Raw genomic sequence first — 13,407 nt, forward strand, 5'->3', positions numbered from 1 at the left:
GCTTATCACCAGTGCGCTCTTGTGAGGGCGTAGCGGTGATAACTGTAGAGGACTGACCAATGACCAAACCACGTAAAAAACGCTCTGCAATTGCAAAGCAACGCATGGAACACATTCAGCGCATCGCCCAACGCAAAAGCGACCGCATAGCAAAAGCTGTTCTGGTTACTGTTCGCTGTAAACCAATGCCTGATCTCCCTGCTCCCCGCAAAAAATCGCGTTCTGGCAAGCCCAATGACGGCAGTGATCCTGATCGCTACGTTGGATACTCAGCAGCCGGACGGCAGAAAATGCGCGGAAGCAGTACCATTCCCCGCGGCGTTTACTGAACAAAATAAAATCAAGCTCACTACGGTGGGCTTTTTTTTCGCCCAAAGCGAATTTTACGCCTCACCAGGCAAAACGCAGGTCACCTTCGGGTGGCCTTTTTTATTGCTCTTAAAAAGGTAAAAACCATGTCCAACATTGCACTAACCCCCGTTAAATCATCACAGATCCACAGCATCGGCCACGACCCGGCAACCAACACGCTGGCCATTCGTTTCAACGGTCGCAATAACGCGCCGGGAAGCCTTTATCACTACAGCAATGTGAGCAGCGAAGACTTTGCAGCGTTCTCCGGCGCCGAGTCCGTTGGCTCCCATTTCTATCGCAACATCAAGCCCAATACGGACAAATTCCCGTACCAGCGCATCAATGAGGAGAAGTCAGAAGCGTAACCAGTAGGTTTTCACCATGCGCCTGTGTCGGGCGCATGAGTAAGCCCATTGGCACAGTGAGGTCATATGTACGAGTACAACTATCAGCGGATGCAGGAGGAACGCAGGGAACAGTACGAACGCAGACTGCCACACGATCCGGTTGAGCAGGCGGTGCTGGCTGAGCGTATCGAATACCTACGGCGCAATGCGCATCTGTTTAATCGGATGAAACAGATCATCGCGGCTGAATGCGTGGTGGCCGGCAACGATGAAAGGCCAGTTCACAGGCTGGTTGAATCCCCAGAAATGGAAGAGCTTTTGGACGAATTTCAGAAAAAGATATTTGCCATGACGGTTAAGGCCGAACGCATCAACGAATTAGAGAGAAAAGCCCCAGCTTTCGCCGGGGCTATCCCGGTCAGCGGCGACCAAACCGCATGACCATAAGGACTGACCAATGACCATAAAGATCATCAGCAGTTGATCGGGGACCAACCCGATCGCTAAGGAGTATACCGTGTCCGTAAAACATATCCAGTACCAACACCGCGTTGGCAGCCACAACATCCACCACTATCCGGAGCAAAAGCACGGCCTGACGTTCGTCATTGTCGTTACGGTTGCCGCGTTTGCCGCCTTGGCATTATTTCTTTGATAAGGACTGACCAATGACTTTTCATGATTCTCAAGCCCTGGCAGTACGCCAGGATTTCGGAGGCGTCAGCAACACCCTGACGGCTCTGGAAACTTCCGCCACCGCGGTAGCTGCGCAAGCCAAAGCGATGGTTGAGGCCCGCTATATCATGGCACTGCGCCGCCCCCGCCAATGGGATCAGGTGCGCCAAGACCTGCTGAAGGAATGCCGGCGCCCCAGCTTCGCCAATAACAAAAGCGCCTACTACCGAAAACCCATCGGTAACGGCGTGGAGGGGCTGGGCATCCGCTTCGTCGAGGTGGCGCTACGCTGTATGACGAACGTGCTGGTGGAAACCAGCATGATTTTCGAGGACGAGAACAAGGAAATCCATCGCGTCTCCGTGACCGATTTGGAATCCAACCTCACCTATCCGCTGGACGTGCGCGTAACCAAGACCGTCGAACGCTCGAAACCCAACGACGACGGCAGTTACATCAGCGTACGCAAGAACAGCTACAACAAGAACGTCTATACGGTCCCAGCCACAGACGATGACTTATTGAACAAACGCGCCGCGCAAATTTCAAAGGCCATCCGCACGCTAGGCCTGCGCATCATTCCAGGCGATCTTCAAGACGAAGCAGAGTCCATCATCAAGGCCATCCGATTAGATGAGGCTGCACGCGACCCCGACACCGAGCGCAAGCGCATCGCCGACGCCTTCGGCGAAATCGGCGTTAAGGCTGCTGATCTGGCCGAATATCTGGGCCACAGCCTTGACACTTGCTCTCCCGCCGAATTGGTCAACCTGCGAGGTATTTATGGTGCCATCCGAGACGGCGAATCGTCGTGGAAATCCGTCATGGAGAACAAGGCTGAACAGCAGACCACCGGAAGGAACGCCAATGCGAGCAGTGCCGGCAGTGGCTCGAAAGGCGACTCTCTGCCGGCATGCAGCGATGAAGCCTTTGGGAAGAAGAAAGCCGGGTGGCGCAAGGTTATTGAGGGCGGTAAGTCGGTGAACGACCTGATCGCAATGATTCAGACCAAGGAACTGCTCACCGACGACCAGAAAATGGAAATCGCATCGTGGGCCAATAGCGGGAGCAACCAATAATGAAGATCCATGAACTTATCCAAGGCTGTGACGAATGGGCGGCTTTCCGACTGACCCACCACGGCGCAAGCGAAGCCGCCGCGATGCTGGGCCTGTCAAAGAAAGCGACACGCTCCGAGTTGCTGCGCATCAAGCACACCAGTACACCGAAGGAGTTCTCCGACTGGGTGCAGACTAATATCCTTGATTATGGACACCAGGTCGAAGCGCTTGCCCGACCGCTGGTCGAAGAAATCATCGGTGAAGACCTCTACCCAGTGACGTGCTCGAATGAAGACGAAGGTGGACACTTGTCGGCGTCGTGCGATGGACTGACGATGCTCTACGACACCGCATTCGAGCACAAGCAGTGGGCGGCGGAGTTGGCCGCATCCGTGAGAGACGGAGTGTTGCCAGAAGAACACATGCCACAATGCCAGCAGATCATGATGATTACGGGCGCACGGCGCGTCATCTTCACCGTCTCCGATGGCACACCGGAGAAACTCGTATGGATGGAGGTGCTACCGGACGCGGAATGGTTTGATCGCATCAGTGCTGGCTGGGCGCAATTTGACCGAGACCTGGCTAACTATGAGCTGCCAGAAATCAAGCTGGCCGTGGTCGCCGAAGCAGTACAGGATCTGCCAGCGGTATCAGTACAGGTCAACGGGCAAATCGAAGTTCGCGAAAACTTCAAGATTTTCGAGGTCGCACTGCGCGACTTCCTTGAAAACAAGCTGATCCGCGAACCACAAACCGACCAGGACTTCGCCGACCTTGACCTGCAAATAAAGGCGATGAAAAAGGCGGAAGATACCCTGAACGCCGCCGAAGCGATGATGCTGGCGCAAATCCAGAGCGTTGATGAAGCGAAACGCCAGAAAGATATGCTTGCCAAGCTGGTACGCGATAATCGGCTTATGGCCGAAAAGTTGCTTGCCAGTGAGAAAGAGCGCCGGCGGGCCGAGAAAGTCGTCGCGGCACGTAAGGCATTTGCCGATCACGTCGCCGAGTTACAGCGCGAAATTAGCGGTGTACGCCTTGATATCGCCGCCCCGGATTTTGCAGGCGCCATCAAGGGACTGAAAACCATGTCGAGCATTCAGGACAAGATCGACACTGCGCTGGCGAATGGTAAGATCGCTGCTGACCAACTGGCTGCCGACTTGCGCACGAAGTTGGCCTGGATTGATGCCAATGCCGCCGAATACCGTGCTCTACTGGCCGACCTGCAACAACTGGCCGCTAAACCGTTCGATGATTTCAAACTAGCTGTAACAGCGCGCATCGATGCACACAAGAAAGCGGAACAAGCCCGCCTGGAAGCCGAACGCGAGCGTATCCGCCGGGAAGAAGCTACTCGACTGGAGGCGGAACAGCAACAGCGGCAGGAACAGCCGTCCACTCGCGAAACCGAAAGCGTGGCAACCACCGCGCCGCAGTTGCTCGCAGCGGCAGTAAGAAATATCTCGCAGCCAGCGCCGGATGCTGCGCCTACGCTACGCCTGGGGCAAATCAACGCTCATCTGGCGCCTATCACCCTGACAGCCGACGGCTTGGCGCGCCTGGGCATTACGCATGCCACCACGGATAAATCCGCGAAACTCTACCACGAAAGCGATTTTTCACTCATCTGCGACGCTTTGCTGCGACATATTCAGACTGTTCAGGCTACGAACAACTAAGCCCCTCACCATTCAGGAAACACCTTATGACCACCACCACAACCGTCGCTGACGTGTTGGAATCCTCCCTGCGCCCCGTTCGGGCGCAACTCGACTTGGCGACATCGCAGACCACCGGCATTGCCCAGCGTTCCGTTGAAAGTGCAGGTGTTTTATTAAATCAAGCACAGGCCCTGTGCATTGAGCAGATCAATGCGGAAACCGACGAATACAACACGCTATTAGATCGTTTGGAAACAGCAGAAAACGCGCTGACAACCAAAGAATTGGCGCTGACGCAGGTTCAGGAGCGAATTGATAACGCAGAACTGACGGCGGCAGAGGCTACCGCTGAACGCGACAGCATCACCGCCAAATACAAACTGGCGCTATCCGACCAGCGGGTTCTGGCTGAAGAAGTAAACCGGCTGAAGTCACTTAACCCTGAACGGTTAAAAGCTCAACTGGTTCGGGTAAAAACCGATCTGGAAGATAGCCGCACCCTGCGCAATCAGCAACTGGCCGAAATCCGGCGCGTTAAGAAAGAGCTGGCCGATAAAACCAGCAAATTAGCCAGCATGGTCCAAATTAACGATGAGTTGAGCAACCAAGTTGCTGACCTGAGAGCCCGACTGCAACGCACCGATGGCGACGTGGCGCCGCGCTACTGGCAGGCCAGCAACGGAGTACAGTTTTATTTCTACACCTTCCAGTGGGGATTACAGCTCTACTCCCCTGAATACGACGTTAAGATCCTGAACGACATTGACTGGCATCTGGAGATCCGCAGCACTATCGGCATCTGCATGATTGTGTCTGTTACTGAATGGGCCATTCCTGTCTATCCCACCGTAGAAAACTTTAAGGAAGCGTGGCCGCACGGTTTAAATGAGGCGGTGACGACGCGCATCCGTGAACTACTGGAAGAGACTCACCCTCAACTGGTACGCCGGGCGGAATGGGCAGAATCCATGCTGACGGAAACCCTGCCGCTGAAAGAACAACACCTCGAACTACTCAGCGCTTCCGGCATCCATTCTCTTTTTGACGTCGTGCGCCGTACCCCGGAAAGGCTGGCAGAGCGTGTTAAAGGCTTCGGGATCGCCACGGCGCGCCAGGTTAACGCCAAGTGCATGAGTCTGGTGAAAGACTGGGAAAAAACTCAAAAAAACAGCGAGGCGGCCTGATATGGAAGAAGAATTGCACCCTGTAGCCGTCCTGTTCAAAGCAGAAGACGACCACTGCGACTGGACGCACGTCATTATCCATCGCATGCGCGCCCGGTCATCCATACACACCGGCAAACCTTACAAACCGGAGCCAAAGCCTGTCTATGTTGGCAGTCGGTTCCCCGCGGTATCGCCTGTTGCGCCGCGTATCGGTGCCCGACGATGTTACTCAGCCAATATCATGCTGTCGGTTTACCAACTCCACCGCCGAGGCATCAACGAAAACGTGATCGCCAAAGATACCAGCATTCCTGTCGGTGATATCCGCAAGCTGCTGACGCATAAAACGCAGACCCAGCGCAAGCAATGGCAACTGGCCCAGCAATTACCGCTGCCGTCAAAGGCGGTGATTCTGGCACGGCTGGGTAAGGAGGCTTGATGAAAGAGCGTGGAATTATTTTCAATGCTGAGATGGTGCAGGCGATTTTGTCCGGGCAGAAGACGCAAACACGGCGCATCGTGAAGCCGCAGCCATTTGATCGAAGTTGGTCACGTCACGACCATCAAATCGAAATCGTATCAGGCCGTGCAGAACGAGGTGACGAAATCGACGGTTTGCTGGCTTACACCAAAAGCAGCGGCGGCACATGGAGTGCCAAATGCCCGTTCGGCCAACCCGGCGATCGGCTGTGGGTGCGGGAGACGTGCCAGGCTAAAGAGTTGGAATCTGGTCTGGACGTGGTTTGCTATCCAGCAGATGAAACTGAGATTCCCATCAAGGCCCATCCTCTTGATTCAGGGAATTGGATTGACCTTTATCGCTACCGCAGCGGTGAAGGGAAGTTAGTTCCGTCAATCCACATGCCGCGCTGGGCGTCCCGCATCACGCTGGAAATTACCGATGTTCGCGTTGAGAAACTTAAGCACATCCCGCGTGATGGGATTATTGCTGAGGGATATCCAACTGAACGCGCCATTAATGGTGGTGAATATGATCCATTTCTTTGGTATCGGGATTTATGGGAATCGCTTTACGGCGTAGGAAGCTGGCAGGCTAATCCATACGTTTGGTGTATATCCTTTGCGAGGCTTAATTCATGAAAATATGCTCAAGGTGCCATATTTAAAAAAGTGAAAATGATTTTTATGCAGACAAAAGAACTACATCAGGGCTTAAATCGCAATGCAAACCATGCCATATGGAATCCGCAATAAGAACAAGGGACAGGGATCGTGCCAGGGATTCAAACAAGAATTATATGAGAAGAGCGAGATTAAAATCCCCAGAAAAATTCCGAGAGAGAGAAAGAACGCACAGCGCCAAGCGGCCTAAAGATCAGAGGTATAAGTCTAGGTGTTTGCTAAACATCGCCGTTCGATGCGGGAAAGTTATTAAACCCTCCCTATGTGTTGCATGCGGGGAAAAAAAAGAAACTGACAGCCCACCACCATGATTATTTAAAGCCACTCGATGTAACTTGGCTCTGTTATTCCTGCCACGCAAAAGAACATAGAAATGAAATTAACTAAATTGGCATGAGTAATCGAATTTAAACATACCAAATAAGCAATAAGGACTGACCAATGACCAATACAACGACCAAAGCAACCCCCAGTGTAAATGCCACAAGTCTGGCAACCGATATTGCTGCTCATTGCATCGCATTCGAGCAATCGCCTGAATATGCGGAAATGATCCGCAGTCACGTCGCTAAGTTGTACGAAAAGGCTATCGAAGACACCTTCCGCTGGGGCACATTTCCCGATGCTATTAAAAAGGCGCTGGAAGAAGCATTGCCAGGTAACATCTCAAAAATAGTGGATCTCCCCCGTTATAACCTTCTTATGGCAAAAGAACTTGCGACTCAGTGGAAACAAGACGCGGTTTCAGACCAACTTGTTACAGCCATGCGCGATAAAGTCACCACGTTTATTAGCGACCATCAGATTCCCAAATTCATTAAAGCATCCGACTTATGGGCTGCGTTCATTGAAGACCATCAGGAAGAAGCCGCTCAAAATGGCTGGCAGCGGCCTGAAGTGCTGATGGAATACAGTGAATACGGCGGATTTCGCGTAGGTTTAGAGAAAGAACCGTTTGAAGAACGGAGTTGGTCGAACGCCAAACGTAAAACGCATCCATTTGAGTTTTGTGACAATCTCTATTTCTCCCAGGCCGTCGAGTATGAAGACGATAAGAAAAAAGAGGTTACTCATGATGGTCATAAGTGTTACAGCTTGTATTCAGGTAAATGTGACGGCGATACTCTCGGCAAGAAAGTTATCGCCTTCCACAGTCGTTTTGAAAAACTGGTTGCAGCACTTTACTACGGCGACAGTCTGTTAGCACTCGATCAGGATGACGCCGACGAGGTGTATTACCCCGGTGATTACTGATCACTGTCAGTCTGCATTGAATTTCACCGCATCCGTTCTGTGATGCGGTCATTCCCTTTTCCAACTAATACCGAAGGAGGCCACCTTGTTCGGTCTATTTCTCTACGTCTGTTACACGTTCCAGCCCTGCCAATACGAACCGCAAGGCTGGATATATCCCGATCGACAAAATTGTGAAGCTGATATTCGGGCGCAAAAATTGCCCAGCGCCTACGAATGTCTACCTGTGGACGCTGTTATGGCAGTCAAGGAGGTTAATTAGCATGACAGATTTAACGAAAGGTTGGCGCTGCTTTCATTGTGGCGAGTATTTTGACGAGCATCAGGCACACCTCGCAAAACTGCATTTCGGCCAGGAACAAAACGCGGTTCCTCGCTGCAAGGATTCACTGGAAAAGCTGTCAGTGATGACGACCGCGTTCATGAACTTGCAGCGCATTTCTGAGGTTTATCGAACTGCATATGAAGAGTCGAAAGACCGCATCGTAGAACTGCAAAAGCAGGAACCGGTTGCTGAAATTAAATGCATGGAGGACCTGTCCCTACAGGTGGTAAATGTAAGTGATGGGTTTTCATTGGGCCGCTATCCGGTATACGCCGCGCCCGTTCCACCAGCGGTGCCGGATCAGAAAACTCGGCAAGACTACAAGATTAGCCCCAGCGGATTAATAAACGTTTTCGATCACGGTCATCTTGAGGGATGGAATGCATGCCGCGCAGCGATGCTCCAGTTGTCCGGTAATGCCGAACCTGTAAGCAAGCTAAATCCATTGCCGAAAAACAAGCCATGCACCGACGCACCAGAAAAAATCTGGTTGCAAACGGCTGGGGAATGGCCGGCTGGCGGGGTCGTCGGAGACATGACATGGTGCGATGACAGCCAGCATCCTGATGACACGTTGTATATCCGGGCTGATTTTGTCGGCAACTCTCCGGTAATACCGGATGGTTGGGTACTGGTGCCAGCGAAAGCAACTTATGCAATGATTAGAGCCGCTGGTCGAGCAGCAAGGGGATATATGGAAGAGTTTGGGGGCAATAATCCGTCTGTAATTTATTCCGCCATGCTCGCCGCAGCTCCACAGCCAAGCAAAACCACTGATTAACCCACTTACAGCCCTGCGCTATACTCTTCGCTAGGAGGATAGCCATGTCATACAATCTCGGTGATTTACCACAGGAAGAGCGCGACAAAGTCAATATTGACATTGCCGCCAGCGGCGTTGCGTACAAAGAGCGAATGAATATGCCTGTTATTCCGGCCCAGGTCGAAGCTGAACAGCCGGAGAAACACCGTGCATATTTCAGGGAACGCCTGGCGCACTATAGGGAAGTTAGCAAAACGCTTCCGAATGCCAACGACCCTGTATATCAGAAGATGGCCGAAGCCAATAAGAAGTAACCAACATCAATCAAATTGAACCCGCCAAGTGCGGGTTTTTTATTGCCAAAATTAAGGAGAAAAATATGCTTCAATCATGGTCAGTTCCATTTCCTGAATCGCAAACTGAATATAACGGCTATCCCGTCTACTGGCGATACATTGAAATTGTTGAAGAGGATGGAATTAAAGTCTCTTCTGAACAATACATCGCTTTCCATCAAACTGAATGCTACACCTTTTTATGCCCTGCTCATTGGGCGAAGGATTACGATATCGATCGGGATAAGGGGAAATGGCTCGACGGATGGAAAAAGAAAAATATGCGGTATGCGATCAAGAAGGTTGCAAAATCGGCAGAGCGTTCTTTTGCCTTTCCATCACAGCAATTGGCGTTAGAAAGCCTGTTACGTCGAAAGAAATATCATTTGGCACGGTTAAGGCAGGATATTGCAATTATCACCACCGTTGTCGAGGAAATGAAAAAGTTGGATCTTTCATCCCCACAGATCGAATACAACTTCGGACATAACGCCGAAACAGAAAGCTGGACCTTCTACTAACCAAAGCCCCTTCCCTACCCACACCAAACGACCAGAATAAGGGCGTGTCATTGGCACGCCCTTTTTATGAGGACTGACCATGACCAGAAAACCGATTGTCTTTGATCATGAATGGATTGTTGAAGACGCACTGAAAGAGAAGACAGGGCTGGATGAACGACAGATAGAACGATATCGACAAGGCTGCTGGATTGAAGGCGTCCATTTCAAGCGCGTATCGCCATCCGGTGAAAAAACGCAGCGCGGTATTACCTGGTATAACCACCCTGCAATAAATCAGTTTATCCAAGAGGCATAAATGGCAAAACTTCCCACTGGGGTTGAAATAAGAAGCGGCAGTATCTGCATCTGGTTTATGTACCGTGGTGAACGTTGCAGGGAGATTCTGACAGGATGGATTAATACGCCATCTAATATTAAAAAAGCGGGTAATCTACGTACTATTATTGTTAGTGAAATTAATCTTGGGGAATTTGATTATGCAAAACGGTTCCCTAATTCCACCAAAGCAAAAAGAAACTCCACCGCAAAAATCTCAACGTTTGGTGAGTTAACCAGTACATGGCTGAAAAACCGTGAAATAGAACTGACAGCAAATACCTTACGAAAAACAGGATCTCAGTTAAATACGTTGCTTCATATTATAGGCGAACATACACCCATTACCGATATTAGCCAAAATGATATCCTGAACTATCGTTACCAGTTACTTCACGGAGAAACACATTATAACGTATCTGTTCGTGGCAATAAGGAGGGGCGAAGTGTCAGAACTGTCGATAACTATGTTTCCCTGCTCTGTTCCCTGCTGCGCTTTGCACATCGTTCTGGCTTCATATCAGGTAGACCATTTGAAGGCATAAAGAAACTTCAAAAGAGCCGACCCCGTCCCGATCCATTACTTAAACATGAGTTCACGCAACTTATAAAGCATTTGTCAGGACAGAACAAAAATCTGTGGCAATTAGCGGTCTATACAGGCTTGCGGCATGGTGAGCTTGCAGCATTAGCCTGGGAGGATATCGATCTAAATTCGGGCGTTATGCATGTATCCCGTAATTTGACAGCTATTGGACACTTTGGCCCACCCAAAACCCAGGCTGGCATTCGTACTGTTACATTGCTTAAACCGGCTTTTGAAGCGCTCAAGTCTCAAATGGAAATCACAGGGAGCCGTCAACCGGGTGAAATCGTCTATCACCACAGGGAGTATGGTTTAACAGAGATTCAGAATTTACGTTTCGTCTTTCTACCACGAGTGAGAAAAGGCGAACAAAAAATCAGTTACTCTCTCTCATCCATCGGGCAATTATGGAACACGGCTGTAAAACGATCTGGCATTCGCCGCCGTAATCCGTACCATACGCGCCATACTTATGCTTGCTGGTTACTATCGGCAGGAGCAAACCCTTCGTTTATTGCGAACCAAATGGGGCATGAGAACGCGCAAATGGTGTATGAAATCTACGGAAAATGGATTGAGGACATGAATGAAGATCAGGTTGGCATGCTGAATCGGAAACTCGCGCTGTGAAGTGGTTTGCCCCTTTGGTGCCCCTTTTGGGTATAGGAATAAATTAAAATGTTAGAAAAACAAGAACTTAAACAAAAACAACAATACAATCTCAACAAGCTTCAAAAACGCCTGCGTCGTCATGTCGGTGAGGCTATTGCTGACTTCAACATGATTGAAGAAGGTGACCGCATTATGGTTTGCCTGTCCGGCGGAAAAGACAGCTTCACCATGCTGGAAATTCTCCGTAACCTGCAACAGAGCGCGCCGGTTAACTTTTCGCTGGTTGCCGTCAATCTTGACCAAAAGCAGCCCGGTTTTCCTGAACAGGTATTACCGCAATACCTTGATAATATCGGCATTGAATACAAGATCGTAGAAGAGAACACCTACGGTATCGTTAAAGAAAAAATACCGGCAGGCAAAACCACCTGTTCACTGTGTTCACGTCTGCGGCGCGGTATTCTGTATCGCACCGCCACGGAATTGGGTGCCACCAAGATCGCCCTCGGCCATCACCGCGACGACATTCTGCAAACACTGTTTCTGAACATGTTCTATGGGGGGAAACTGAAAGGGATGCCGCCCAAGCTGATGAGCGATGATGGTAAACATGTAGTTATCCGTCCGCTGGCCTATTGTCGTGAAAAAGACATTGAGCGCTTTGCCGAGGCCCGCCAGTATCCCATTATTCCGTGTAATCTATGCGGCTCTCAGCCTAATCTACAGCGCCAGGTGATCAAGGACATGCTGCGTGATTGGGATAAACGCTATCCCGGGCGTATCGAAACCATGTTCAGTGCGATGCAGAATGTGGTTCCTTCCCACCTTGCCGACCATGCGCTGTTTGATTTCAAAAGCATCCGCCACGGTAGTGAAGTGATTGATGGCGGCGATCTGGCGTTTGATCGTGAAGACATTCCACTCACGCCTGCTGGCTGGCAGCCGGAAGACGACGATGAGGCTCTGCCACGGACAAGATTAGACGTACTGGAAATCAAATAGCGTGTTCTCAAGCTGTTGACAAAAAAATGCCGACGAAATCGTCGGCATGGTGTGAATCAATTGTGCTATGCAGTAATTCAAAATAAGGAAGTAAGACAATATGGAGCGCAACGCCCATCGCTTGACGTTGCATTCACCTGCGTCAGTGATAATGCCGGACAACCTTGCAAAAAATGTTGATATTGCTCAATTTAGGCGTTTATTTTAAAGCCTCTGCAAGAGGTTGTGATGCGCTACGCAATAACCATTAATAGGTGCTTATAACCATTTACTACGTTTTAACCACCAGGCAACGCCCCCAACCAATCCTACCAACATCAGGCAAAAAGTTGCGAACCCCAGGCGTGAATCACCGCCGGGTATCCCTCCCAGATTGACGCCAAATAACCCGGTTAAAAATGTGGTGGGCAGAAAAACCATCGCCAGAAGCGACATGGTATAAGTTCGCCTATTCATGGCATCCGTCATTAGTGTGGTGACTTCATCGGATAATACGGTCGTGCGTGCAATGCTGGCATCCAGATCCTCCAGCCCCCTCCCTAACCTGTCGGATATTTCCTGCATTCTGCGCCGGTCATCATCCTGCATCCAGGGCAGTTTTTCTCCGGAAAGACGCGAAAAAACATCACGCTGCGGCGTCATATAACGCCGCAAAACAATTAATTGTTTGCGGATTAGCGCCAGTTCGCCTTGCTGCGGGATCTTTTGCTCCAGCAGATCTTCTTCCAGATCGACGATTTTTTCATGTAAATCATCGACAAAATCGCTGGTGTGATCGGTCAGTGATTCGGCGATGGAAACCAACCAGCTCCCGCAATCCGTCGGGCCGTGGCCTTCTTTAAGCTCGGTCAGCACTTCATCAATCGCCAAAACCTTACGGCGCCGGGTAGAGATGATCAGCTTGTCGGTAATAAATATCCGGATGGCAACCAGTTGGTCAGGGCGCGCATTCTCATTCCAATTGATACTGCGCATCGTAATCATTGTGCCATCACCCAGCCGGGTAACTCTGGGACGCATACTTTCACCCGATAACGCGTCGCGTACGCTGTCCGGCACCAGGCTGGTTTCACTTAGCCAGTGCGCACTGGCAGGCTGTGTGGAGTCGAGGTGCAGCCAGCAAGGTTTAGTACTATTTACCACGTCATGATCGCCTATTGGTGCGATCCCGCCCTTGCCATCCAACTGATACGCATGAACAGCGCCGCTATGCTGTAGTTCTTTTCCTGCAAAGGATCCCACATTTGCCTCCAGCGAGGGTTCATTACGCCTCATATA

General features: G+C 50.7%; 17 protein-coding genes. 16 read left to right on the forward strand and 1 reads right to left on the reverse strand.

Features of this window, described 5'->3' with window-relative positions; all coding sequences use genetic code 11:
• Positions 1-59 precede the first annotated feature (59 nt).
• From BIY29_RS20020 to ttcA, 16 genes are all read left to right on the forward strand, one after another.
• A complete protein-coding gene (locus tag BIY29_RS20020) occupies positions 60-329 on the forward strand; it encodes a hypothetical protein (protein ID WP_147437141.1) in 270 nt (89 codons plus the stop codon).
• A 126-nt stretch (positions 330-455) separates the two neighbouring features.
• The gene (locus BIY29_RS05805) at positions 456-719 is read left to right on the forward strand and encodes a KTSC domain-containing protein (RefSeq protein WP_121574202.1); all 264 of its coding nucleotides are present in this window, start codon (positions 456-458) and stop codon (positions 717-719) included.
• Between the two features lie 66 nt (positions 720-785).
• Positions 786-1,142 (forward strand): hypothetical protein, encoded by a 357-nt coding sequence (locus BIY29_RS05810; RefSeq protein ID WP_121574203.1) that lies wholly within the window; start codon positions 786-788, stop codon positions 1,140-1,142.
• A gap of 76 nt (positions 1,143-1,218) precedes the next feature.
• The gene (locus BIY29_RS20170) at positions 1,219-1,356 is read left to right on the forward strand and encodes a hypothetical protein (RefSeq protein WP_170158887.1); all 138 of its coding nucleotides are present in this window, start codon (positions 1,219-1,221) and stop codon (positions 1,354-1,356) included.
• A 13-nt stretch (positions 1,357-1,369) separates the two neighbouring features.
• Entirely contained in the window at positions 1,370-2,455 is a 1,086-nt protein-coding gene (locus BIY29_RS05815; protein WP_205680312.1) for a hypothetical protein, read from the forward strand.
• Complete coding sequence (locus BIY29_RS05820; RefSeq protein WP_121574204.1) at positions 2,455-4,122, forward strand: YqaJ viral recombinase family protein; 1,668 nt, start codon at positions 2,455-2,457, stop codon at positions 4,120-4,122. Before BIY29_RS05815 ends, BIY29_RS05820 begins: the two co-directional genes overlap by 1 nt.
• A gap of 26 nt (positions 4,123-4,148) precedes the next feature.
• Positions 4,149-5,288, forward strand: coding sequence for a hypothetical protein (locus BIY29_RS05825; RefSeq protein WP_121574205.1), 1,140 nt, complete (start codon positions 4,149-4,151; stop codon positions 5,286-5,288).
• Between the two features lies 1 nt (position 5,289).
• Positions 5,290-5,709, forward strand: coding sequence for a hypothetical protein (locus BIY29_RS05830; protein ID WP_121574206.1), 420 nt, complete (start codon positions 5,290-5,292; stop codon positions 5,707-5,709).
• Positions 5,709-6,371, forward strand: coding sequence for a hypothetical protein (locus tag BIY29_RS05835; protein WP_121574207.1), 663 nt, complete (start codon positions 5,709-5,711; stop codon positions 6,369-6,371). The genes BIY29_RS05830 and BIY29_RS05835 overlap by 1 nt, the downstream gene beginning before the upstream one ends.
• A 483-nt stretch (positions 6,372-6,854) precedes the next feature.
• The gene (locus BIY29_RS05840; protein WP_121574208.1) at positions 6,855-7,667 is read left to right on the forward strand and encodes a hypothetical protein; all 813 of its coding nucleotides are present in this window, start codon (positions 6,855-6,857) and stop codon (positions 7,665-7,667) included.
• Between the two features lie 263 nt (positions 7,668-7,930).
• The gene (locus BIY29_RS05845) at positions 7,931-8,773 is read left to right on the forward strand and encodes a hypothetical protein (protein WP_121574209.1); all 843 of its coding nucleotides are present in this window, start codon (positions 7,931-7,933) and stop codon (positions 8,771-8,773) included.
• 44 nt (positions 8,774-8,817) lie between these two features.
• On the forward strand, positions 8,818-9,069 hold the full coding sequence (locus BIY29_RS05850) for a DNA polymerase III subunit theta (protein WP_121574210.1): 252 nt from the start codon (positions 8,818-8,820) through the stop codon (positions 9,067-9,069).
• A 65-nt stretch (positions 9,070-9,134) separates the two neighbouring features.
• Positions 9,135-9,611: a hypothetical protein gene (locus tag BIY29_RS05855; protein WP_121574211.1), complete on the forward strand. Its 477-nt coding sequence runs from the start codon at positions 9,135-9,137 to the stop codon at positions 9,609-9,611.
• 79 nt (positions 9,612-9,690) lie between these two features.
• Positions 9,691-9,909, forward strand: a complete 219-nt coding sequence (gene xisR / locus BIY29_RS05860) for an excisionase family protein (protein ID WP_121574212.1) — start codon at positions 9,691-9,693, stop codon at positions 9,907-9,909.
• Complete coding sequence (locus BIY29_RS05865; protein WP_121574213.1) at positions 9,910-11,145, forward strand: site-specific integrase; 1,236 nt, start codon at positions 9,910-9,912, stop codon at positions 11,143-11,145.
• 48 nt (positions 11,146-11,193) lie between these two features.
• Entirely contained in the window at positions 11,194-12,129 is a 936-nt protein-coding gene (gene ttcA, locus BIY29_RS05870; protein WP_121574214.1) for a tRNA 2-thiocytidine(32) synthetase TtcA, read from the forward strand.
• Between the two features lie 258 nt (positions 12,130-12,387).
• Here ttcA and zntB read toward each other — a convergent pair whose 3' ends face one another.
• Complete coding sequence (zntB, locus tag BIY29_RS05875) at positions 12,388-13,404, reverse strand: zinc transporter ZntB (RefSeq protein WP_205680313.1); 1,017 nt, start codon at positions 13,402-13,404, stop codon at positions 12,388-12,390.
• Between the last annotated feature and the right edge of the window lie 3 nt (positions 13,405-13,407).

The organism is Brenneria alni, assembly GCF_003666245.1.
GTDB lineage: Bacteria > Pseudomonadota > Gammaproteobacteria > Enterobacterales > Enterobacteriaceae > Brenneria > Brenneria alni.